Below are 22,540 nucleotides of genomic sequence, written 5' to 3' on the forward strand. Positions count from 1 at the left end.
AAAAGATGAAAATCAGGAATATCCTTGCCACAACTGCGCTGGGAGCCGTCTTCGCCGGTGGGGCTCTTGCGCATCCATTGGACGGGCTAACGCCCGACGAGCTTCAGCAGATCAACACGATCCTGAAAGACAGCGGCACCGTCACGGATGAGACGCTGTATCCGTTGATCGACCTGCATGAGCCGTCGAAGGCCGACGTTCTGGCGTGGAAAGAAGGGGATGCGCTGGATCGTAAAGCGATGGTGCAATACACAACCGATCAAGGCTTTAGCGAGGCGATCGTAAACATTACGCAAGGCACTGTCGAAGAGAACTTTGTCATCGAGGGCTCGGGCCAGCCGATGGTTCTGTTCGCCGAGTTTATCGGTGCGCTGGAAGGTGCTCTGGGCCACCCGGACATGATCGCGGGTTTGGAAGCACGTGGTTTAACAAATGAAGACGCGTTCTGTCTGCCTCTCACAGCGGGCAATTTCTTTACCCCCGAATTCGACGGTACACGTCTGATGAAGGTGCCTTGCTATCAAAACCCGACGGGCTCAAACTTCTACGCAAAGCCAATCGAGGGTCTGTTTGCAATCTACGACATCGGCAAGCAGGAAGTTGTTGAGGTCATCGACACCGGTGCGATCCCTTTGCCGCAAGATCCCTGGGGTTACACGCTGGAAGAGGTTGCCGAACGGGCCGAGCTGCGCCCTGAAACCAACAAGGTGCTACTGACTCAGGAAGGTGGACCCAACTACACGCTGGACGGTAATCATCTGGAATGGGATATTTGGCGCATGAACCTGCGCGCGGAAAAGCGTGCTGGTCTGGTTGTCTCAAACATCGATGTGAACGATCAGGGCAAATGGCGTTCGGTCATTTATCAGACGCATTTGTCGGAAGTGTTCGTCCCCTATATGGACCCGACTGACGGCTGGTACTGGCGGACCTATATGGATAGTGGTGAATACGGGTTCGGCCTGTTCCTGACACCGCTTCGCGCAGGCGTTGATTGCCCGGCATATGCGACCTTCTTGCCCGCTGTGATCGCGGATGACGCCGGTATGCCGCTGGAAATTCCGGATGCGATCTGCATTTTTGAGCGTAACATTGGCGATCCTGCATGGCGTCACTTCGAGATCTTCGCTCAGACGCCCGAAAGCTTTGTCCCGACCGAAGGTCGTTCGGAAACCGAACTGGTTGTACGGACGGCATCGGAAGTCGGGAACTACGACTACTTGATCGACTACCGTTTCAAGCAGGACGGTCAGATGTTCATCAAGATCGGCGCAACTGGTCTAGACGCAGTCAAAGGTGTGGTTTCGACCTCGATGAACGACGCGACGGCTGCGGAAGATACGAAATACGGCACGTTGATTGCACCGCATCTGGTTGCGGCCAACCATGATCATTATTTCAACTTCCGTATCGACTTCGACATCGACCAGCCGGTCAACCACATGGGTTTGATGGAAATCATCCCGGCTGAAGTGCCTGCAGACAGCCCGCGCAAATCGATGTGGACCTGGCAGCACGTGATGCCGGACAGTGAGCTGGACGCGCGCTATCGCTTCAGCGCATCCAAACCGCGTCACGTCCATATTTCGAACCCGCAAGCAGAAGGCTATCTGGGCCATACCCCGGGCTGGATGATTCACCACGGCTCGATCGCCTATGGCCCGTTTGACTTTGAAAACGACCCTCCATTCAAGCGAAACGCCTATATCGAGTATTCCTCTTGGACGACAGTGTACGATCAGGAACAGCGCTATGCGGGTGGTAAATACGCGATGCAAAGCGATGGTTCGGACACGCTGGCCGAATGGGTAAAAGAGGACAAACCCCTCATGCACCAGGACATCGTGTCGTGGTTTACTGCAGGGTTCCACCACATCCCGCGAATGGAAGACTGGCCGGTCATGTCGACCGAGTGGAAGACGGTTCATATCATGCCGTTCAACTTCTTCGCTCACAACCCAGCGCTGACGATCCGCGAGTGATTATGGGCAAATGAAACAAAGGAAGGGCGGCCTTGTGCGGGCCGCCCTTCGTTTGTGTGTGATCTTATCGATATCGATTTCTTAAAGTTTGGTAGGGCCGTCCGCTCGACTTTGCAAAGTCGACTTTCTGCGCATTGTCGTCATTGAAATTGATCGCAGCGAAGTTGAAGCGTCCAGCCCCGAATGCCGGATCCAGTGCGATCAGACCTCAAGTGTCGACATAGTTCCTTGTAACTTGATAACAAGCCAATTGAGATGACAACCGCCCGCCGAATTCCCTAATTTTGGCAAAAGTTGCGTTCTCGGCCGTCAAAAGTTGCTTTTGAAGCCGGACAAGTTCCAGTTCACATCGGACGACACATTTAGTGGAAAATGGCTGGGGTGGTAGGATTCGAACCTACGATACACGGTACCAAAAACCGCTGCCTTACCACTTGGCTACACCCCATCGGTGAGCGGCTATCTACGATTGTTGTCTGAGGGGTGCAAGAGCTTTCCTGTAAAAAAGTGTGGCGATCTGAAATTATTTTTAGGACGGTTCAGATTGTCTCGATCAGTACCGCCCCAGAGCGATTTCCAGCTTCGACCGCCTGATGAGCCAGGGCGCAATCCTCTAAAGAATATACGCCCTGAATAGGACAATGCAGTGCATTGGCCGTGAGTGCTTTGTTCAGTCGTAGAGCGGCTGCCGCGCGGATTTCGGAAGGCAACAAGTATACCAGTACCATTTCCAAGGTTACTGATTTGAACATCAGGGGATAGAAGGGCAGCGTAGGGGACATTTCCTGAGCTGAGCCAAAGGCATTGATCCGCCCGTTTTCGGCAACGACTGCTGTGTTGGTTTCAACATTCTGGCCAAATTCGACATCGACGATTCGATTGACCAACTGACCGTTATTCGCAGCAATGATTTGCTCGGGTAGGTCCGGAGCATTGTAGTCAAGTACGATATCCGCACCGGCATCTTTGACCCGATCGAAATTGCGCGGACTGGCGGTCGAGATGACTCGTGCGCCGCCCCATTTCGCCAGTTGGACGGCGAGAAAGCTGACGGTGCCTGCGCCGCCGTGGATTAGTAGGGTCTGTCCTTCGATTTCACCTCCTGAAAACACTGTGTGACTTGCAGTCAGTCCTGGGATTCCAAGTATCGCACCTGTTTGTAGCGAGACTGGGTCGGGTAGATCGACCACCTGTTCAGCAGGCAATGTGATTTGTGTGGCTGCGGTTCCGAATGCACGTTGCCACTGACCATTCCAGATCCAGACGCGCTGTCCGATGCGAGAGTTGTCGACGCCGTCACCAACCGCTGAGATTATTCCGGAGCCGTCGCTATGAGGGACAACAACCGGAAAAGGAGGCTTGGTGACGCCCGGTCGCGCACCAGCACGGGCTTTGACGTCCGAGGGATTCACACCGGAATAGGCAAGATCAACGGTCACTTCACCGGGGGCCGGAGGACGAGCCTCAATCTCCTGAACGTTCAGGACGTCTGCTGCCGGGCCAAATGCGGTGTATGTGACGGCTTTCATGAATTCCCATCCCTTGTGTCGTGACGTTCACTCTACTGTCAGAACAATTGGATGCTAGTCTTTGCGCTATCATGGAGGGAAAATTATGAAAACGCTGCGCACACCAGATGAATGCTTTGCAGGTTTGCCCGATTACGATTTTGCCCCGAACTACATTCAAATTGATGACACCGAAGGTGGCAGTTTGAGGGTGCACTATCTGGATGAAGGGTCTGATGAGGCTGCCCCGGTTCTGCTCATGCATGGAGAGCCCAGCTGGTCCTACCTTTATCGCCACATGGTCCCTCATATCGTGAGCGATGGTCATCGCGTGATTGTCCCGGATCTGGTTGGTTTCGGTAAGTCGGACAAGCCCACACAGCGCAGCGACTATACCTATGAGCGCCACGTGTTCTGGATGGGCGAGGTGCTGCGCAAACTGGATCTGCAGGGCATAACTCTGGTTTGTCAGGATTGGGGCGGCCTGATCGGGCTGCGCTTGTGGGCTGAGATGCCAGAACGATTTGCGCGTGTGGTTGTTGCGAACACAGCATTACCAACCGGCGATCAGCCTTTGGGAGAGGCTTTTGCCGCATGGCGCCAGTTCAGTCAGGATGTACCGGATTTTCGCGCAGGGCGGATCGTGTTTGGTGGCACAGTATCAAAACTGACGGATGCAGAGGTTGCTGCATATGATGCACCATTTCCTGACGATACCTACAAAGCCGGTGCACGGCAGTTTCCCATGTTGGTTCCTGATCGGCCGGATGATCCTTCGGCCGAACCGAACAGACAGGCCTGGAGCGTCATTCGATCTTTGCAAACGCCGATCCTGACGGCATTTGGTGCAGACGACAAGATAATGGCTGGAATTGACCAGGTGTTTCAAAAACTGTGCCCGGGGGCTGAGGGACAGCCACATGTTGTATTGCCGAACGCCGGACATTTTCTTCAGGAAGATGTCGGTCCGGAGCTGGCTGAACTCACCTGCGATTTTATTCGAAGAACGCGGTGAGCGACCCAGATGCGAGTGCTTTTCAGTTGCATCGATTTGGGCGTAATATTATGTAAATTAACAATAAAATACTCTCCTGCTGTTGTGTTTAATGTTCGGAACGCCTAGCTGATTAGTAGACGATAACCTGTCATGTAGGAGCGGCAGATGAAAATGAATGCGAAAGTCGCAGAAGCGCTGAATATTCAAATCAACAACGAGCTTCATGCATCTTACACTTACCTCGCAATGGCAGCCTATTTCGAGGCGCAGGACTTGCCCGGTTTCGCCCAATGGTTCAGAGGGCATTCCGCCGAAGAGGGCGAGCACGCAATGCGGATTTTTGACTTCATCGCAAAGCGGGGCGGGCGCATCGAGCTGGATGGAATTTCCAAGCCACAAACCGACTACGCGTCACCGGTTGAAGCATTGGAACACGCGCTGGCGAATGAAATAACCGTGACCGGCCAGATCAACGCTCTGTTTGAACTGGCGCATGAGGTCAAGGAATACAGCACTCAGAACATGCTGAACTGGTTCCTTGCCGAGCAAATCGAAGAAGAAGATCTGTTTACGTCAATCCTCGACCGGGTGAAGGCGGCCAATGGTGATCGTTGGAATCTGCTTTTGCTTGATCAGGAATTGGGAAAACGCGGAAGCGAAGAATAGCGACGGAAATGGCGGCGTCACAAAGGCGCCGCCCTCATTCGCGGATTTCAGCCGCATCAACGCCCCAAAGGTTGGCCTTTAGCGTCCAGCCGCGATAGCCACCCGCGGAAACCCGGCACCAGTCGATTGAGCAGGTTCCCAGGCGTGCCACGACTCCGGTCTCGAAATGGGCATTGATCTGGGATTTCGTATCCGGGCTGGCATAGACAGGCAGCATGTCGGATTCGATCAGAACGGTGCGGACGCCGGACAGCAGCGCATAGTGAACCCACCCCCCTGCGCCATCACGGTCCTGAACCTTGCGCCAGTTCCCATATTCGGCCGTGATCTGCAGGGGCATTCCGCGCCGTTTGAAAACCCAATCGATTCTGTGGGTCAGTGACGGCCCCCGACGCACGTTCCCTTCTGCGGCTTTCATCGAGACGAACCGTGGCAAAGGCAGATTGGTGACAGGACCACGCTTTTCTTCCGCGTTGGCGGCAAATGTGCCGAACGCGACAATAAATGCGGTCAGGGCCGCCAAGCCTTGGCGTTTCACCGAAAAAATAGCACTCACTGCTGGCCTGCTCTTATGCCTGTTTATTGTGTTTCGAAAAAAGGTTGCGTCAATGCACGTGGGGTTCTTGTGCCCCGCCTGTTCCTGCGCCACGATGCCATGGCGCGCGACTGTTTGCAAAGCAGTAGGAGGGCTGAGGTGCCAAGAGAACGTCTGAGTGTTGTCGTTACGCGACGGTTGCCGGAAGCGGTGGAAACCCGCCTGAGCGAACTTTTTGATGTTCGGTTGCGGGATAATGACACGCCCATGACCCGAGAAGAGCTCGTCTCTGCCGTGCAGGAAGCGGATGTGCTGGTTCCGACAGTGACCGATACGATCGATGGGGGCTTGCTGGGGCAGGCTGGTGAAAACCTGCGGCTGATCGCCAATTACGGGGCAGGGGTGGACAATATCGATGTCGCAACTGCGCGCCAACGTGGGATTTTGGTTTCGAACACTCCGGGTGTTTTGACCGACGATACTGCCGATATGACAATGGCGCTGATCTTGGCCGTGACGCGCCGCATCCCCGAAGGTCTTGGCGTTATGCAAAAGGGTGACTGGTCCGGATGGGCGCCTACCGCTCTGCTTGGCGGCAGAATTGGCGGTCGTCGTCTTGGGATTTTGGGTATGGGGCGCATCGGGCAGGCCGTGGCCCGCCGTGCCAAGGCGTTTGGCATGCAGGTGCATTACCACAATCGTCGCAGATTGCGCCCCGAGGTTGAGGAAGAGCTGGAAGCGACCTACTGGGACAGCCTCGATCAGATGGTCGCACGAATGGATGTGATCTCGGTCAATTGTCCGTCGACGCCATCAACCTTTCATTTGATGAACGCACGCAGGCTCAAGCTGATGAAGCCGTCGGCTGTCATTGTGAATACGTCACGCGGCGAAGTGTTGGATGAAAACGCCCTGACGCGCATGATCCGCGCGGGTGAGATTGCCGGAGCAGGGTTGGACGTCTACGAGCATGGGACCAACGTGAACCCACGTCTGCGCCAGCTGCCAAATGTCGTTCTGCTGCCCCATATGGGTTCGGCCACGCTCGAGGGGCGGATTGAGATGGGTGAGAAGGTCATCATCAACATCAAAACCTTCGAAGATGGCCACCGACCGCCGGATCAGGTTGTGCCTTCGATGATTTAAAATTTTCGCCCGGTCTCGTTCAACGATGAGGCCGGGTATTTTCATGTGGCGGAAATTTGCCTTCGCACGCGCGCATTGCACCTTATGGTTGTGACGCTTTGCCGAGGCATACACTGTTGAAAGCAAACATTGAATTGGAGGAAATCATGCGTTTCAGTCGACTTTCATTTCTACTCCTCTCAGCGGCGGTAATTTCCGCACCTGCAATCGCTCAGGAAACTGCTGATGCCGTCGCGCCCGAAGGTGCGTCCGAAGGACAGGTTCAGGCCCTGACCGAAGAAGTGATTGCAGCGCTCGAGGCAAAGGCAGCTGGTGAACCAGTTACATCCGAGAACTGGATGGTTGCAGCCGCGAACCCATTGGCTGTCGAAGCCGGGGCAAAGGTATTGCGCGCAGGTGGCACCGCAGCAGATGCAATGGTCGCGGTACAGGTCGTGTTGGGGCTGGTGGAACCACAATCCTCGGGTCTTGGGGGTGGAGCATTTCTGGTCTGGTATGACGCTGCGAGCGGCGAGCTGACGACGCTGGATGGGCGTGAAACCGCCCCGCTGGCGGCGACTCCGACCTTGTTTCAGGACGAAAACGGTGAGCCGCTAAAATTTTTTGACGCTGTGGTTGGCGGACTCTCGGTCGGCACGCCCGGCACACCTGCCTTGATGGAAACGGCGCATCGCCAATGGGGGCGCAGCCCTTGGCCTTCGCTGTTCGATGATGGCATTCGGCTAGCGGATGAGGGCTTCCTTGTTTCACCACGTTTGGCAAGTCTGGTCGAGAACGATGCCGAGCGCCTGTCACGTTTTCCGGTGACCGCTGAGTATTTCTTGCCCGGCGGCGAACCCCTCTCGCAGGGGCAGCGCTTGATGAACCCGGCTTACGCCGAGACCCTTCGCACTTTGGCCGCCGAAGGCAGTGCTGGTTTCTATGGTGGAGACATCGCGTCTGACATCGTAAGCACTGTGCGAAACGCACCGGGAAATCCCGGAGTGCTTTCTGGCGTCGATTTGGCGCTTTATCAGGTTATCGAACGCGAGCCCGTTTGCACCGAATACCGAGAGTTCGATGTCTGTGGCATGGGCCCCCCTTCGTCAGGCGCCCTGACCGTTGGACAGATACTTGGGATGCTCAATAACTACGATTTGTCTGCGATGGGTCCAGACAGTCATGAGGCTTGGCGCTTGATCGGAGACGCCTCTCGTCTCGCCTTTGCCGATCGTGGTAGATACATGGCTGACAGTGATTTTGTTCCCATGCCGACAGAAGGGTTAGTGGATTCGGAGTATCTGGCAGAGCGGGCCGCATTGTTGAAAGACAACGCGGCGTTATCCGAGGTTGCCCCGGGAAACCCTGAATTCGACCATGCGTCGAACTGGGCCGATGATATCTCGTTGGAGCTGCCATCAACCTCGCATATCTCGATCGTGGATTCCTACGGCAACGTCCTTTCAATGACGACGACGATTGAAAACGGATTTGGCTCACGGCTCATGACCAACGGTTTTCTGCTGAACAACGAACTGACCGATTTTTCGTTCAAGACACATAGAGACGGTGTTCCAATTGCGAACCGGTTGGAGCCGGGCAAGCGCCCAAGATCTTCGATGAGCCCAACCATCGTGATGAAGGATGGTGCACCGGTACTGGCCATTGGATCGCCGGGCGGCAGCCGTATAATTGGCTATGTCGCCAAGTCGATCATCGCCTGGGCGGATTGGGATATGAATGTCCAGCAGGCCTTGTCGCACCCACATCTGGTAAATCGTTTCGGAACTTACGATGTCGAAGCGGGAACTGCGGCCGAAGGTTATTCAGATGTGCTGACTGAACTGGGATTCGAGGTCAACGCACGCGACCTGACCTCGGGCCTTCACGCCATTGAGATCTCAGATGGGCTGAAAGGGGCCGCTGACCACAGGCGCGAAGGTATCGCGCTGGGCGAGTAAAACATCCGGATTTGTGGGTATTGCCCCAACCATGCGGGCCTTTTAGTCATGTGCTGAATGGCCCGTAAGGTCGGGTAGGGGAGGATGTCATGGTGCAAGCCACTGCTATGCCACGCAACGAGTCCGGAATTGAAACGGCCGTTGGTATTCTGAAGCAAAGGTTTGGGGATCGCTTGCAAACCGGTGCAGCCATCCGGGAGCAGCATGGCCACACCACAACATGGATCGAAAATCAAAGCCCGGATGCGGTGGTGTTTCCGCGTTCGACCAAAGAGGTTTCTGAAATCGTCAAAACCTGTGCCGCGCATAGGGTGCCGGTCATTCCATTCGGGACAGGTACGTCGCTGGAGGGGCATGTTAATGCGCCCGCGGGTGGCGTATCGATTGATTTGAGCCAAATGAACAAGGTGCTGGCCGTCAACGCCAGCGATCTTGATTGTGTCGTCCAGCCCGGCGTAACGCGCGAAGATCTGAATACGCATTTGCGTGATCAGGGCCTGTTTTTCCCCATTGATCCCGGAGCGAATGCATCGCTGGGTGGAATGGCCGCGACCCGCGCATCGGGCACCAATGCGGTGCGCTATGGAACGATGAAAGACAACATCCTTAGCCTGGAAGCCGTCATGCCGGATGGGCAGATCATACGGACGGGTCAAAGGGCCAAGAAGTCATCGGCAGGATACGACCTGACCCGGCTTCTGATCGGGGCCGAAGGTACGCTTGGGATCATCACCGAACTCACTTTGCGTCTGCAGGGCATTCCAGAGGCGATCAGTTCGGCCCGTTGTTCATTCCCAACCGTCGATACCGCCTGTCAGGCGGTGATGATGACGATCCAATACGGTATTCCGGTCGCGCGCATTGAACTGCTAGACGAAATGTCAGTCCGGGCAGCGAATGCATATTCCGGTCTGGATCTGCCCGAAACTCCGTTACTGCTGCTCGAGTTTCATGGGTCTGAGACGGGCGCCGCTGAACAAGCTGCAACCTTTGGTCAAATTGCCGAAGAGTTTGGCGGTACAGATTTCGCCTCAACCACGACCACTGAGGAACGCAACAAACTGTGGCAGGCGCGTCACGACATGTACTGGGCCTGCTTACAACTGCGCCCGGGCGCCCGCGGAATTTCCACGGATGTCTGTGTTCCGATCTCGCGACTGGCAGAATGCGTGACCGCCGCGCAGGATAAGGCAGCAGAGCTTGGTTTGCTTGCACCAATTGTCGGGCATGTTGGGGATGGCAATTTTCATACTTTGCTACTGATCGACATGGACAACGCGGATGAGGTTGCCAAGGCTGATCAGTTCGTCGGCTGGCTGAACGATCTGGCCATTTCGATGGAAGGCACCTGCACAGGCGAGCACGGTATCGGTCAGGGCAAACGCCCCTACCTGGTCAAAGAGCTGGGAGCCGCCACCGACTACATGGTCGCCATCAAAGCAGCTCTGGACCCCAACAATATAATGAACCCTGGGAAGATTCTGTAGCTTCGACAGCATCGCTTCAGCTTTTGGCAGCCGCCCGGCGATCGGGCAAGGTGGCGCAATAGAGATAGCCGCAGGTCGGTTTTGATCTTTTTTGCGTCGGCTGGACATGGCGCTGAAGCCTGTCCTTGGGCATAAACCTTGCCAAACAGACTCAATCCGGAGAGCGGGCAAATGAAAACCCAAGTCAAAGCACTTGTCGTTGGCGGTGGCGCCGTCGGAACATCGATTGCGTATCATCTGGCCAAGGCTGGCTGGGACGATGTGATGCTGATCGAGCGGGACGAGTTGACCTCGGGCTCGACCTGGCACGCGGCAGGCCTGTTGCCGTTGTTCAATATGTCCTATGCGACGACCCACATTCACAAATACTCGGTCGATTTCTACAAGACGCTCGAGGAAGAAACTGGCCTGAACGCGGGGTTTGCTGTCGTCGGCAACCTGCGCATGGCGCAGACGCAAGAGCGTATGGATGAATACATGCTCTACGCGTCCACAGCGGAAACCTGTGATGTCGCATATGAGTGGCTGACACCCGAGCAGATCAAAGAGCGCTGGCCGCTGATCGAGACATCGGACCTGAAGGGCGCGATCTACCACACCGAGGACGGCTATATTAACCCTGCCGACGTGACGCAGGCGATGGCCAAAGGGGCCCGCCAGCGCGGTGTCGATATCGTGCGCAAGATGCAGGCCGATGCCTTCCACTGGAACGGCACCCACTGGGAAGTCACCTGCACCAAGATGGTCGAGAAGGGCGGCAACCTCGTTCCGTCAGATGAGCAGGTGGTCATCACGGCTGAGCATGTTGTGACCGCATCGGGCAACCACGCACAGCGCACCGCCAAAATGCTGGGCATCAAAATGCCCGCGATCCCGGTCGAACACACCTTCATCGTCATGGACAAAGACCCTGAGCTGGTCAAATGGCGTGAAGCTGGTAACCCCGAACACCCTGTTGTCCGGGATGCCGACAACGAATCTTACGCGCGCGAGGAACGCGGCGGCTGGATTCTGGGCATCTACGAACATGGCGCACCCGCGCAGTTCGAACATGGTGTGCCGGACAGCTTCCGTGCAGACCTGTTCCCGTTGGATCTGGACCGGATCGCGGATCAGTACATGGCGATGGCCGAGCGTGTGCCGTCCTGTGCCGAGTCCGGTCTGAAAGACGATTTCAACGGCCCGATCTGCTACACCCCCGACGGCAACCCGCTGGTTGGCCCCGCACCCGGTCTGCGCAACATGTGGCTGGCCGAGGGCTTCAGCTTCGGCATCACCGCCGCAGGCGGCACCGGCTATTATCTGGCGCAGATGATGGTCGACGGCGAAGCCGAGATCGACATGGCGTCGCTGGACCCCAAGCGGTATTCGTCCAACTGGATGACCACCGAGTTCGCGGCGCGCAAGAACGAAGAATGCTACGAACACGTCTACATCCTGCACCACCCGGATGAAGAGCGTGAAGCATGCCGTCCACTGCGTACTGTTCCGGCTTATGACCGGCAGAAAGCCCGTGGCGCTCAGTTCGGCTGGGTCAACGGCTGGGAACGTCCGAACTACTTCGGACCACTGGACGCTCCGGACAACTTTGACAAGGAAAGCCGTTCGTTCCGCCGTGGTGGCTGGTGGCAGTATGCTGTCGAAGAAGCCAAGGCGATCCGCGAAGGCGTTGGCCTGATCGACGCGTCGGCCTTTACCAAGCACGTCGTCAAAGGCCCCGGTGCGACCCAGTTCCTGGATTGGTTCACCTGCAACAAGCTGCCCAAGGTCGGACGCATCAACCTGACCTACGCGCTGACCTCGCACGGCACCACCCGCACCGAATACACCATCGTCCGCAACGGCGAGAACAACTACTACATCGTTTCCGCCGGTGCCTGGACCGAGTACGACGCCGACTATCTGCGTAAGGCGGCTGAGGACAAGATGGAGGAGTTCGGTTATATCGAAATCCAGGATGTGACCACTCAGTGGGGCGTCTTCGCTATCGCCGGACCCAAGTCGCGCGACGTTCTGAAAGAGGTCATCAAAGACGCCGATCCGGAAACCGCTCTGTCCAACAAGCGCTTCCCGTGGCTGTCGGCCCGTCAGATCGAGCTGGGCATGTGCCCCGTGAATGCGATCCGCGTGGCCTATACCGGTGAGCTGGGTTGGGAACTGCACCACCCGATCGAGATGCAGAACTACCTGTTCGACCTACTGGAGAAAGCCGGTGAGAAGCACGGTATGAAGCTGGTCGGTGCCCGCGCCCAGAACTGGCTGCGGCAGGAGAAGTCCTATCGCGCCTTCGGCACCGAACTGGGCCGCGACGCGACACCGCTGGAAGCCGACCTGCCGCGTTTTGTCGACCTGTCCAAGGACTTCTACGGCAAAGCCAAGCTGGAAGAGACCGGCGTGCGCGTGAAGTGCTGTACCCTGCTGATCGACGGTCCGGACGATGCCGATCCGTGGGGCCGCGAAGCGCTGTACACACCGGAAGGTGAGCGTGTGGGTCGTTTGACCTCGGGCGGCTACTCGGTGGCGTTCGAGAAATCCATTGGCATGGGTTACGTGAAGCCCGAAATGGCGGTCGAAGGCACCAAGCTGCAAGTCAAAATTCAGGACAAGCTGTGGGATGCGGTCGTCACCTGCGACAGCCCCTACGATCCGAAAAACGAAACCATCCGCAAGGACGGTTGATCATTCAAAGGCCCCGGAAAAGTCCGGGGCCTTTTCTTCAAAAGCCTGCTAAGCGGTCAATTCATCGTAGCATTCCAGCGCCTTAGCAGCGTACATCATCGACGGGCCACCTCCCATTTGAATGGCCATGGCCAGCACATCCGAGAATTCATCGCGTGCGGCCCCCGCTTTGATCAACGCTTCAGTGTGAAGTGAAATGCAAGGCTCGCAGCGAACGGCAATCGACATGCCTAGTGCAATGAACTCCTTGGTTTTGTAATCCAGTGCTCCGCCTTCTTTGACTGATTTGCCGAGCGCTCCAAACGCACGTGCGGTGTCGGGTATGGCGCCATTGAGATTGCGCAGCCCTTTACGCGTGTCCGAGAGTTTATCCTGCCAGTTCATTCTGCGGCCCTTTCAAAACATAATATAAATGGAATATGTTTTAGGGTGACCGAGCTGACTTTGATCTCGATCAGATGCCCGGCTTTTCAAAAACGAATGCCAGATTGTTGGCAGGCATTTCAGTGATTTGGATCAGTTTCAGGCCATTGGCTCGCAGTAGCTCAAGAATTTCGCTGTCATCTTTATAGCCGATTTCCGGGTCTTGCTGAGTGAGGGCTTCGTGAAACCGTTTGTCACCGTCGCTGGTCAACTCGCCAGAGCGCATAAACGGCCCGTAAAGAACAAAGCGACCAGCCACATTAAGGGACCGAGTGGCTTCAGCGATCAGTGCTTCAGTCTCGGGCCGACTGATAAGGTGCAGAAGGTTGATCAGAATGATCAGGTCCTTTTTACCAAATTCTCTATGCCACCCCAATGCGGTCGCATTCAGCTCCATTGCGGTCGAAACATTCGGCAAAGCAGCGGTATAGGCATCGATGCTGGCCCGGCGTTGGGGGTCGATTTCGCTGGGTTGCCACCGCAGGTCTGGCAAGCACCGGGCAAAACTTGCAACATGTTGGCCAGTACCACTGGCAAGCTCCAACGCGGTGCCAGAAGGTGGTGCAACAAGTTGCACCAAATCGCAAATTGCTTGGGTATTGCGGCTTGCTGCTGGGGCGACAAGCCGCCCCTCTGTGTCTTCGTTTGCCACACTAGCGTTGGGTGGAAGCTGTCGTTTGATCATTGGCGCAACCTTTCTGAGCGCAGCTCGGCAATAGTCTGGGCGGGCAGATCCGGTTCCGCTCCGATCGTCAGATCAGCCACTAGCTTCGAGGCGGCAGGGGCTGTTTGAAATCCATACCCGCCTTGACCCGCAGACCAGATAAACGAGGGATCAGCAGGATCTGGTCCCAATACCAAGGTCCCGTCCGGGGAAAAGCTGCGCAGTCCGGCCCAATTGACCTCGACCCGGGTAACAGGTTCTGTGACCATCTCTTCGTAGCGGGCTAATCCTTCGGCCAGAACCATATCATCCGCGTAGGCATCTTGTGGCGCGACGGGTTCCGCCTCGGCAGGGGAAACCAACAGTTTTCCAGCATCCGGCTTGGCGTACCATGTTTCCCCGACACCCAGCATCATTGGCCAACCGCTGACTTCGAACCCACCTGGCGCGGGTATACGGGCCATTGACCTGCGACAGGGGATAATTCCAATCGGCGGTATGCCTGCCATGTTCGCGATTTTGTCGACCCACGCGCCAGCGGCATTGACAATGTTTCGGGCCTCAAAACTCTGCTGAGCCTCTACATGCCAAAGCTCATCTTTTTGGATACCGATGACCTTTTGACGCGTGAGAACGCTACCACCATTGTGGCGAATGGTACGTGCAAAATCCTGCAGCACGCGATCAGTGTCGATGTCAAAGGCACCTTCGCTGATTGCAGCGTAACCTACGGTTTCCATATTCAGGATGGGTATGCGCGACAAGGCATCCTGAAGGGGGATTTCTCGCATGCGCAAACTGGCCATATCGTAGGAGAACTGATCTTTCTGATCTTTCGCTCCAACCAGCATAAGACCACGTGGTGTCAGATAGTCGCCGGAGAAAAAGAACTCTGCACTGGCTTTGTTCAGCTCAACAACCGATGGCGGGCCATACCCTTCTTCGAACAATGCAGCCGAGCGTCCGGATGCATGGTATCCAAGTGCGTCTTCCGCCTCGAGCACCGTAACTGATCCATGCACTGACAAGCGCGCGCCAGCACTTAGGCCGGCGATGCCACCCCCGATAACTAGGAAATCAATCATGATTGCTCTTCTAAGCGGTCGGTTGCAGGTGGTGGAGTAAGGCTAAGGGCTGTGATCCGATCGTACAGTTCCTCGGGCATTGTCCAGTTCAATGCGGCCAGAGATGGGGCGAGTTGCTCAGTATTTCTCGCCGAAATGATTGGCATTGGCTCAAATGGGCTCGCCGCAACCCATGCAACCGCCAAGGTCACGGGGTCCTGGCCGACCTCGCTAGCCAGATCGCGCAATGCTTCAGCAGTTTCAGACATCCAGTCGGCCCCGTAGCGGGCCGCATATCTGTTGTCCTCGGCCAGCCGCCCTTGACCACCAACTGCATATTTTCCGGTCAGCAAACCGCCCCCAAGGGGCGAATAGGCTGCGACCTTGATACCCTGATCGGCACACATCGGCAGGATTTCAACCTCTGCCTGGCGCTTGACCAGATTGTACATGGGCTGCAGTACATCAATTGTCAGATCAAACTCGGCCGCAACTCGGACAGCTTTCATCACCTGCCACGCAGCGAAATTTGACAGGCCAACGTAACGGATTTTGCCCTCCTGCTTTAGTCGGGCAAAGCAAGACATGGTTTCTGATAGATCAGTGTCAGGATCGAACCGATGAAGATAAAGCAGGTCGACCATGTCCTGATCCAGCCGTTTGCGCGAGATATCGAATTGCTTCTCGATGTTCTCAGCGCCTGCACCACCGCTGTAGCCTGCTTTGGTGGCAATCAGCAGCGCCTCTCTTTCATTGGCAACCATACTGCCCAACAGCGTCTCGGATACGCCGTCGGTATAGACATGTGCCGTATCAAAATGGGTGATCCCCGCTGTGCGACATGCATCATACATCGCGTTGCTTTGCGCTGCATCGGCACGGCCGCCAAATTGCATTGTGCCAAAGGCAAATCGGCTTACTGCGGTTCCATCAAGAGAAGTAAGAATAGAGGTCATTCGCGCGCCTTAATGAGATTGGGGATTCCGTTGAGGATTTGTCAAAGTGTCTGGCCAAACTTTAAGCAGGCTTGAATTTATGCATCAACCCATCCAAAGAGTATCAAACAGAAACAGGAGGGTAGGGTGAATACCGCGGAATTACACCCGATGGCCACAGGACATATTCCATCCTATGTGACCCAGGCGGACGGAAGCGATTTTCTTTTTACGTTCATGGTTGTTTTTACAATTGTCGTGATTGTGTTGATCGGTGTCGCCTACTTCACCCTCCATTCAATCCCGGAAAAAATCGCGCATGAATCCAACCACCCGCAGTTTCAGTTGGTGGGTATTCTGGCATTGTTGGCTTTGTTCACCCACAACGGGCTGTTTTGGGTGGCGGCAATTCTGGTGGCCGGGTTCCAATTTCCTGATTTTGCCGCGCCTTTGCGTGCAATAGCGGATTCCATCCGTTCTCTGGCACCCGAGAACACGCAGCCCCCGGTTGCAGAGGAGCCGTCCGAAATCAATCCTGAAACCGTCCAAGCCGCACCGCAGGAGCAGTAAGATATGCTTGAAACACTGATGTGCGCGCTGGTCACGGTTCTGCCTGACTATCTGTTCCGCCGGTTTGTGCAGGGCAAACGGATCGGGCATGAGATCACACTGTTTACCATGTGGTACGAGCTGCGTTGGGGTCTGACGACCTGTGCGATCCTCGCGCTGACCGTAATCACCACGCTGTTCTACTTCCATCCATCCAGCAAAACCGCTGCCTCATACTTCCGCACGGTTACCATTCTGCCGCAACTGGGTGGTCGCGTTTCGGAAATCTATGTTCAAAACAACGAGCAGGTTGTTGCAGGCCAACCGATATTCCGCATCGAGGATTTCACTCAGACAGCACAAGTCGAAGCCGCACATGCTCAGATCGCGCAGGTTCAGGCATCGCTGAAGGTTGCTCAGACTGATCTGGCCGAGGCTGAGGCCGGGATTGCCGGTGCACGCGCAGCGCTGGATCAGTCTTTGGAGGATCTTGAACGCAATACGACTTTGCGAGATGAAGGCTCCAGCGCCGTACGATTGGCCGAGATTGAGCGTCTCGAAAATCTGGTCGAAGAGCGCGAAGCTCAGGTGGTAGCAGCACAGTCCCGAAGGGCAGCAGTCATTCAACAGATCGAAGAACTGATCCCCGCACAACTGGCTAGCGCCAATGCAAAGCTGGACGCAGCCCTGACCGAACTCGACAAAACCGTGATCAGTGCAGGAGTAACCGGACGGATAGAGCAGTTCGGTCTGCAAGTTGGGGACTATGTCAGCCCGCTACTGCGCCCTGCGGGCATTCTTGTGCCGTCATCCTCTGGCCACGACCGGTTTCAGGCTGCATTCACGCAGCTGTCTGCGCAAGTTATCAAGCCAGGTATGATTGGTGAATTGGGTTGCATGACCAAACCGTTCACCGTCATTCCGGTCGTGGTGGTCGAAGTGCAGGATGTCATCCCGTCTGGTCAAATTCGACCCAGTGATGAATTGCGGGATGTTCAGGTCAACAAAAATCCTGGATCGATTTTGGTCTATCTCGAGCCACTCTACAAAGGCATGGCAGACGACATTCCACCCGGAAGTAATTGTCTGGCCAACGTCTACACTGACAACCATGAAAAGCTTGAGGATGAGAATCTCGGGTTCTGGGAAAAGGCTTTCCTGCATGTGGTCGACACGATCGGCGTGGTTCACGCTGCCGGATTACGCCTTCGTTTGATCCTGATGCCGGTCAATACGCTGGTTCTGAGCGGACACTGATGCGAATAGCTTAATTCGTTTGCTCGCTATGACTTACTCGGGTTTTTCAGAGGAAGCTTTAACAGGCTTCCTCTCCAACGAAACGTAAGAGTAGGCAAAAACACAGCCAGCGAAAATGGCGATCAGCCAAAACACCAATGGAAATGACCCGGTGATGGCAAAGGTTGTGCTTGCCAGAGCCATCCCGACAGTTCCGCCGAGTAATTGGAACGTCATGGATATTCCACTGGCCTGACCATGCAGTGCGACTGGAACTGACATCATGACAGCGCGTCGTGGTGGAACGAACAGAAAAGGGGCGCAGCATCCCCAGATCAGAAATGCTGCCATGATCATTTGGCTGTTCCCGACCCGCATACCTAAGGCGACCAGTGCAACTCCGATAGTTCCGCAGCCGACACCGATCAGTGAGGGTGTTCTTGCTCCAAAGCGATCCGCAATCTTTCCCGCCAGTGGTGCGATGAACACCTGCGGAATTGCGACCGGCAACAGTGCCGCACCTGCGGCGAGTGGCGAAAACCCAAGCTTTGATTGAAAGTAGAGAGCGCCGAACACAAACATCACGATCTTCACGAATTGGGCAGTGAATACGATCATGTTCGCCGATGCAAAACTTGGGTTGGTAAAAAGGGACACCGCGATCAACGGGTTAGGCGCCGAGCGCTCGATCGGTATGAAGAGAGTTAAGAGAAGAAGTCCCGATACTAACGCAATAACGACTTCGGGTTGCGCCCATCCACGGTCCGGGCCTTCCATTATGCCAAAAACGATTGAGGCCAAGCCAATGACCAACAAAAGGAAACCTTTCCAATCGAATGTCGGTTCTGGCAACTGTGCAGGATCTCTCCAACAGACCAAGGCTATCGCGGCCACGATCAGAACGATCGGTGGGTTGACCCAGAATATCCATCGCCACGAAATGTACTCTGTCAATACACCGCCAATCAGCGGACCCATTGACAGGAATATGGTTCCAATCGCCCCATACAAACCAAGCGCCAGACCGCGTTCATGTTCTTCGAATGAACGTATCAGTATTAGCAGGGACAACGGAAATATGAGCGCTGCGCCCAGACCCTGGATTGCGCGCGCCAGCAGTAAATCCAGCCCGCTTTCTGAAAAGCCACCCGCAGCGGAGGCCAGCCCAAAGATCAAAAGACCCGCGCTTAGCAACCAGCGTGCACCGAGAATATCGCCGAGCCGCCCTGCAGCCCCGGCAAAGCAAGCCAGAACCAGAAGATAAATGTTGACGGTCCAATGCGATTGAAGCCGGGTCAGGCCCAGATCTTTTTGGATTGTCGGCAGTGCCACGCTGATCACTGTTTCGTCCAACAGGATCACGCCCAGAATGGCCCCCATCGCAGCAAGCAACCACCAACGCGTGTTTCCCTGAGTGTCAGCCACCATAATACCGTCTTGATGAAACCAATGGTTCATACATCAGTTCGATTGCACGGCCATTCGTCAAGGAAATCGTGACGATAGCAGTTACTGCGTGTATTCTCGCCAAACGAAAAAGGGCCAGCCAAATGGCCAGCCCCTCATTTGCTACTTGTTAGAGCTTACTGCGGGATTTCGCCTTCCAGCCCTTCAACATAGAAGTTCATACCTGCCAGCGTTCCGTCATCGGCGGTTTCGCCTTCGGCCAGCCAGTCGCTACCGTCCTGCTTCTTCAGCGGGCCGGTGAAGGGGTGGTATTCACCCGCTGCCATGGCAGCCTTCAGGGCCAGAGCTTCTTCTTTAACATCGGCCGGAACAGCGTCTGAGATCTCACCGATTGCGACCATGCCTTCCCGGATACCATCCCATGTGTTGGCGCTTTCCCATGTTCCGTCCATTACAGCCTGGGTCCGTGCAATGTAGTAAGGAGCCCAATCGTCAATGATCGAAGATACGCGCGGGAACGGCGCGTATTCGCTCATGTCCGAAGCCTGGCCAAAGGTGACAACGTTTCCTGCCTCTTGCGCAGCCGCTTGCGGTGCGGTCGAGTCAGTGTGCTGTAGGATCACGTCCGCGCCCTGTTCGATCAGAACGGTGGCGGCGTCAGCCTCTTTCGCCGGGTCGAACCAAGTGTAGGCCCAGACGATCTTGAACTCGACATCCGGGTTTACCTTCTTGGCGTGGACATAGGCCGAGTTGATGCCGCGGATCACTTCGGGGATCGGATAGGAACCGATATAACCGATGATGTTCGACTTAGTCATGTTACCCGCGATGTGGCCCTGAACGGCGCGACCTTCGTAGAAACGTGCCGAGTAGACCGAAACGTTATCGGCTGTTTTATAGCCTGTGGCGTGCTCGAACTTCACGTCCGGGAATTTCTTGGCCACGTTGATGGTCGGGTCCATATAGCCGAACGAGGTGGTGAAGATCAGATCCGCACCTTCCAACGCCATCTGGGTCATCACGCGTTCTGCATCCGGTCCTTCAGGCACAGATTCAACGAATACGGTTTCGACCTTGTCGCCAAAGTGCTCTTCGACCGCCAGACGGCCTTTGTTGTGCTCATAGGTCCAGCCGCCGTCGCCCACTGGGCCGACATAAACGAAACCGACTTTGGTTTTGTCTTCGGCCATGGCGCCTGTCGCCAGACCCAGCGCCATTGCGGCACTTGTCAGAAGTGATGTGAATTTCATGTAGTTACTCCCCAAGTTGGTTCAGTTGGCCCCATCTAGTGCGAGGCATGGAAGGTCCGGCCCAGTGAGGCAGGTGCGCTGCTCTTGTCGGCCGAAAGGATCACAAGCACAAGGATCGTGATGATATAGGGCGACATTGCCAGATACTCGACGGGAATGGCAACGCCTGCTGCCTGCAGATTAAGCTGCAACACTGTGATTCCGCCAAACAAATAAGCACCTAATAAGGCACGCCATGGTTTCCATGAAGCAAACACCACCAGCGCAAGGGCGATCCAGCCAACGCCTGCGGTCATGCCTTCGGTCCACTGCGGGACGCGGATCAGGCTGATATATGCCCCGCCAAGGCCCGCGCAGGCACCACCAAACAAGATCGCCAGGATACGGATCTTGATGACCTTGTAGCCAAGGGCATGCGCTGCGTCGTGGTTTTCACCAACCGCGCGCAGGATCAGTCCGACGCGTGTGTACTTGAGCACGGCCCAGACTGCTGCTGTCAGAGCAATGCCGACATAGAGGATCGGATCATGCTGGAACAGGATTGGGCCTATGACAGGAATATCGCTGATCAGCGGGATGTGGATATCACCCATGCTGGGTGGTTTGATGCCCACATAGCTTTGCCCCAGAAGGGCGCTGAAGCCGAGGCCAAACAAGGTCAGTGCAAGTCCGCTTGCCACTTGGTTGGCAAGTGCCACCTGCGTCAGCAACACAAACAACAGGGACAGTACCGCGCCTCCAATGGCTGCAGCAACAAAACCCAGCCAGGGTGAGCCTGTTTCGACGGAGATCGCAAAGCCGCTGATTGCACCTACAATCATCATGCCTTCGACGCCGAGGTTAAGAACACCTGCTTTCTCAACGACTAATTCTCCGATCGCGGCCAGCAGCAGGGGGGTCGCGGCCACCATCAGCGAAGCGACCAAGAGTACGGGATTGATTTCACCTAGGTCCATGGGTCACGCCACCTCGCTACGGGCCGCACGAATGCGGTAGTTTGTCAAAAGATCGAATGCCAGCAGGAAGAACAGCAGCATTCCCTGGAACACCTGAATGGCCGCGGCAGGCAGGCCCAGCTGAGACTGCGCGATTTCGCCACCGATGTAAGTCAGGGCCATCAGGCCACCGGCCAGCAGGATGCCCACCGGGTGCAAGCGGCCCAGAAAGGCCACGATGATCGCGGTAAAGCCATAGCCGACATTAAAGTCGATGCTGACAACGCCTGAGGGGCCGGAGACTTCGAACATCCCCGCCAGACCGGCCAGAGCGCCGGACAGACCCAGGCAGAACAGGATCAGTCGGGCCGGGTTCACACCGGCGAACTTCGCGGCACGTGGGGCTTCACCAGTCAGGCGGATATGGAAGCCCAGCATATGGCGGTTCAGCAGGACATAGGCAAAGATCACTGCGATCAGAGCGGTCACGACGCCCCAGTGCATTCCCGACCCGGCGATCAACTCAGCATTATAAGCGCTTTCATAGGATTGCAGGTTGCGCGAACCGGGAAAGCCGAACCCTTCGGGGTTCTTAAGTAGGCCCAGCGAAACCGAGGCCAGCATCTGCTCGGCCACGTATACCAGCATCAGGGACACGAGGATTTCGTTCGTGCCAAAGCGTACTTTCAAAAAGGCCGGGATCATCGCCCACAGCCAGCCGCCAAACGCGCCCGCGATCACCATAATCGGGAAGATATAGAATGCATCCAGAGGGTAGAATGCCAGACCGGCACCCGCGCCAAAGATGGCGCCCATGATGTACTGGCCCTCAGCCCCGATGTTCCAGATGCCCGCACGAAAGCCCAGCGATAGACCGATGGCGATAAGCACCAGTGGCGCACCTTTCACCAGCAACTGCGGGCGATAATAGAAAGCGAACTCACCAAAGAGAGGTTCCCAAAAAATGGTTCCGATGGCCTGCAATGGGTTTTTACCCAGTATGGCAAACAAAAGCCCACCAAACACCATCGTCGCCAATACCGCTACCAAAGGGGTCGCATAGGACCACGCCTTGGACGGCTGAGGCCGTTTCTCCAACACAATCATCTGCTCATCCCCCCGTTTTTACATTCTTTT

19 protein-coding genes and 1 tRNA gene are annotated in these 22,540 nt (G+C 55.8%); 9 read left to right on the top strand and 11 right to left on the bottom strand.

Annotation, left to right across the window (positions count from 1 at the left end; translation table 11 throughout):
- Window positions 1–5: 5 nt before the first annotated feature.
- The gene (locus ACR0CW_RS15980) at window positions 6–1,982 is read left to right on the top strand and encodes a copper amine oxidase (protein WP_480788563.1); all 1,977 of its coding nucleotides are present in this window, start codon (window positions 6–8) and stop codon (window positions 1,980–1,982) included.
- Window positions 1,983–2,355: 373 nt separating this feature from the next.
- Here ACR0CW_RS15980 and ACR0CW_RS15985 read toward each other — a convergent pair.
- Both ACR0CW_RS15985 and ACR0CW_RS15990 read right to left on the bottom strand, forming a co-directional pair.
- Window positions 2,356–2,430, bottom strand: a tRNA-Gln gene (locus ACR0CW_RS15985).
- Between the two features lie 91 nt (window positions 2,431–2,521).
- A complete protein-coding gene (locus tag ACR0CW_RS15990) occupies window positions 2,522–3,511 on the bottom strand; it encodes an NADPH:quinone reductase (protein WP_480788564.1) in 990 nt (329 codons plus the stop codon).
- 85 nt (window positions 3,512–3,596) lie between these two features.
- Here ACR0CW_RS15990 and ACR0CW_RS15995 point away from each other — a divergent pair, with 85 nt between their 5' ends.
- Complete coding sequence (locus ACR0CW_RS15995; protein WP_480788565.1) at window positions 3,597–4,505, top strand: haloalkane dehalogenase; 909 nt, start codon at window positions 3,597–3,599, stop codon at window positions 4,503–4,505.
- A gap of 147 nt (window positions 4,506–4,652) precedes the next feature.
- Window positions 4,653–5,153, top strand: coding sequence for a ferritin (locus ACR0CW_RS16000; RefSeq protein ID WP_155148046.1), 501 nt, complete (start codon window positions 4,653–4,655; stop codon window positions 5,151–5,153).
- 34 nt (window positions 5,154–5,187) lie between these two features.
- Here the strand turns inward: ACR0CW_RS16000 and ACR0CW_RS16005 are convergent, their stop codons facing one another.
- Window positions 5,188–5,709 (bottom strand): SH3 domain-containing protein, encoded by a 522-nt coding sequence (locus tag ACR0CW_RS16005; protein ID WP_209016277.1) that lies wholly within the window; start codon window positions 5,707–5,709, stop codon window positions 5,188–5,190.
- Between the two features lie 138 nt (window positions 5,710–5,847).
- On the opposite strand from ACR0CW_RS16005, the gene ACR0CW_RS16010 reads away from it, so the two are divergent.
- The 4 genes from ACR0CW_RS16010 to ACR0CW_RS16025 all read left to right on the top strand — a co-directional run bounded on the left by ACR0CW_RS16010 (window position 5,848) and on the right by ACR0CW_RS16025 (window position 12,940).
- Window positions 5,848–6,834, top strand: a complete 987-nt coding sequence (locus tag ACR0CW_RS16010) for a 2-hydroxyacid dehydrogenase (RefSeq protein ID WP_480788566.1) — start codon at window positions 5,848–5,850, stop codon at window positions 6,832–6,834.
- Window positions 6,835–6,980: 146 nt separating this feature from the next.
- Window positions 6,981–8,774, top strand: a complete 1,794-nt coding sequence (ggt, locus tag ACR0CW_RS16015; protein WP_480788567.1) for a gamma-glutamyltransferase — start codon at window positions 6,981–6,983, stop codon at window positions 8,772–8,774.
- 89 nt (window positions 8,775–8,863) lie between these two features.
- Entirely contained in the window at window positions 8,864–10,261 is a 1,398-nt protein-coding gene (locus ACR0CW_RS16020; RefSeq protein ID WP_480788568.1) for an FAD-binding oxidoreductase, read from the top strand.
- A 171-nt stretch (window positions 10,262–10,432) separates the two neighbouring features.
- Window positions 10,433–12,940, top strand: coding sequence for a GcvT family protein (locus ACR0CW_RS16025; RefSeq protein ID WP_480743602.1), 2,508 nt, complete (start codon window positions 10,433–10,435; stop codon window positions 12,938–12,940).
- A gap of 48 nt (window positions 12,941–12,988) precedes the next feature.
- Here ACR0CW_RS16025 and ACR0CW_RS16030 read toward each other — a convergent pair whose 3' ends face one another.
- From ACR0CW_RS16030 to ACR0CW_RS16045, 4 genes are all read right to left on the bottom strand, one after another.
- Complete coding sequence (locus ACR0CW_RS16030; RefSeq protein ID WP_480743604.1) at window positions 12,989–13,324, bottom strand: carboxymuconolactone decarboxylase family protein; 336 nt, start codon at window positions 13,322–13,324, stop codon at window positions 12,989–12,991.
- A 70-nt stretch (window positions 13,325–13,394) separates the two neighbouring features.
- Entirely contained in the window at window positions 13,395–14,048 is a 654-nt protein-coding gene (locus ACR0CW_RS16035) for a DUF938 domain-containing protein (RefSeq protein WP_480788569.1), read from the bottom strand.
- Window positions 14,045–15,112 (bottom strand): NAD(P)/FAD-dependent oxidoreductase, encoded by a 1,068-nt coding sequence (locus ACR0CW_RS16040; protein WP_480788570.1) that lies wholly within the window; start codon window positions 15,110–15,112, stop codon window positions 14,045–14,047. The genes ACR0CW_RS16035 and ACR0CW_RS16040 overlap by 4 nt, the downstream gene beginning before the upstream one ends.
- Window positions 15,109–16,047 carry an aldo/keto reductase gene (locus ACR0CW_RS16045; protein ID WP_480788571.1) on the bottom strand — a complete coding sequence of 313 codons (939 nt, stop codon included), beginning with the start codon at window positions 16,045–16,047 and terminating at the stop codon, window positions 15,109–15,111. Before ACR0CW_RS16045 ends, ACR0CW_RS16040 begins: the two co-directional genes overlap by 4 nt.
- A 150-nt stretch (window positions 16,048–16,197) precedes the next feature.
- Here ACR0CW_RS16045 and ACR0CW_RS16050 point away from each other — a divergent pair, with 150 nt between their 5' ends.
- Both ACR0CW_RS16050 and ACR0CW_RS16055 read left to right on the top strand, forming a co-directional pair.
- On the top strand, window positions 16,198–16,596 hold the full coding sequence (locus ACR0CW_RS16050; RefSeq protein WP_155148219.1) for a hypothetical protein: 399 nt from the start codon (window positions 16,198–16,200) through the stop codon (window positions 16,594–16,596).
- Window positions 16,597–16,599: 3 nt separating this feature from the next.
- Window positions 16,600–17,832 (top strand): HlyD family secretion protein, encoded by a 1,233-nt coding sequence (locus ACR0CW_RS16055; RefSeq protein ID WP_155148061.1) that lies wholly within the window; start codon window positions 16,600–16,602, stop codon window positions 17,830–17,832.
- 33 nt (window positions 17,833–17,865) lie between these two features.
- Here the strand turns inward: ACR0CW_RS16055 and ACR0CW_RS16060 are convergent, their stop codons facing one another.
- The 4 genes from ACR0CW_RS16060 to ACR0CW_RS16075 all read right to left on the bottom strand — a co-directional run bounded on the left by ACR0CW_RS16060 (window position 17,866) and on the right by ACR0CW_RS16075 (window position 22,510).
- Window positions 17,866–19,269, bottom strand: coding sequence for an MFS transporter (locus tag ACR0CW_RS16060; protein WP_480788572.1), 1,404 nt, complete (start codon window positions 19,267–19,269; stop codon window positions 17,866–17,868).
- Window positions 19,270–19,394: 125 nt separating this feature from the next.
- Entirely contained in the window at window positions 19,395–20,468 is a 1,074-nt protein-coding gene (locus ACR0CW_RS16065; RefSeq protein ID WP_155148066.1) for a BMP family ABC transporter substrate-binding protein, read from the bottom strand.
- 35 nt (window positions 20,469–20,503) lie between these two features.
- Window positions 20,504–21,424 (bottom strand): ABC transporter permease, encoded by a 921-nt coding sequence (locus ACR0CW_RS16070; protein WP_480788573.1) that lies wholly within the window; start codon window positions 21,422–21,424, stop codon window positions 20,504–20,506.
- Between the two features lie 3 nt (window positions 21,425–21,427).
- Entirely contained in the window at window positions 21,428–22,510 is a 1,083-nt protein-coding gene (locus tag ACR0CW_RS16075; protein WP_155148070.1) for an ABC transporter permease, read from the bottom strand.
- Between the last annotated feature and the right edge of the window lie 30 nt (window positions 22,511–22,540).

Source organism: Ruegeria sp. CH6, assembly GCF_056537005.1.

Coding starts and splice junctions, on each gene's coding strand:
- ACR0CW_RS16075 (WP_155148070.1), bottom strand. CDS start 22,510: ATGATTGTGTTGGAGAAACGGCCTCAGCCGTCCAAGGCGTGGTCCTAT.
- ACR0CW_RS16065 (WP_155148066.1), bottom strand. CDS start 20,468: ATGAAATTCACATCACTTCTGACAAGTGCCGCAATGGCGCTGGGTCTG.
- ACR0CW_RS16000 (WP_155148046.1), top strand. CDS start 4,653: ATGAAAATGAATGCGAAAGTCGCAGAAGCGCTGAATATTCAAATCAAC.
- ACR0CW_RS16025 (WP_480743602.1), top strand. CDS start 10,433: ATGAAAACCCAAGTCAAAGCACTTGTCGTTGGCGGTGGCGCCGTCGGA.
- ACR0CW_RS16045 (WP_480788571.1), bottom strand. CDS start 16,047: ATGACCTCTATTCTTACTTCTCTTGATGGAACCGCAGTAAGCCGATTT.
- ACR0CW_RS16060 (WP_480788572.1), bottom strand. CDS start 19,269: ATGAACCATTGGTTTCATCAAGACGGTATTATGGTGGCTGACACTCAG.
- ACR0CW_RS16035 (WP_480788569.1), bottom strand. CDS start 14,048: ATGATCAAACGACAGCTTCCACCCAACGCTAGTGTGGCAAACGAAGAC.
- ACR0CW_RS16055 (WP_155148061.1), top strand. CDS start 16,600: ATGCTTGAAACACTGATGTGCGCGCTGGTCACGGTTCTGCCTGACTAT.
- ACR0CW_RS15990 (WP_480788564.1), bottom strand. CDS start 3,511: ATGAAAGCCGTCACATACACCGCATTTGGCCCGGCAGCAGACGTCCTG.
- ACR0CW_RS16030 (WP_480743604.1), bottom strand. CDS start 13,324: ATGAACTGGCAGGATAAACTCTCGGACACGCGTAAAGGGCTGCGCAAT.
- ACR0CW_RS16050 (WP_155148219.1), top strand. CDS start 16,198: ATGGCCACAGGACATATTCCATCCTATGTGACCCAGGCGGACGGAAGC.
- ACR0CW_RS16040 (WP_480788570.1), bottom strand. CDS start 15,112: ATGATTGATTTCCTAGTTATCGGGGGTGGCATCGCCGGCCTAAGTGCT.
- ACR0CW_RS16020 (WP_480788568.1), top strand. CDS start 8,864: ATGGTGCAAGCCACTGCTATGCCACGCAACGAGTCCGGAATTGAAACG.
- ACR0CW_RS15980 (WP_480788563.1), top strand. CDS start 6: ATGAAAATCAGGAATATCCTTGCCACAACTGCGCTGGGAGCCGTCTTC.
- ACR0CW_RS16070 (WP_480788573.1), bottom strand. CDS start 21,424: ATGGACCTAGGTGAAATCAATCCCGTACTCTTGGTCGCTTCGCTGATG.
- ACR0CW_RS15995 (WP_480788565.1), top strand. CDS start 3,597: ATGAAAACGCTGCGCACACCAGATGAATGCTTTGCAGGTTTGCCCGAT.
- ggt (WP_480788567.1), top strand. CDS start 6,981: ATGCGTTTCAGTCGACTTTCATTTCTACTCCTCTCAGCGGCGGTAATT.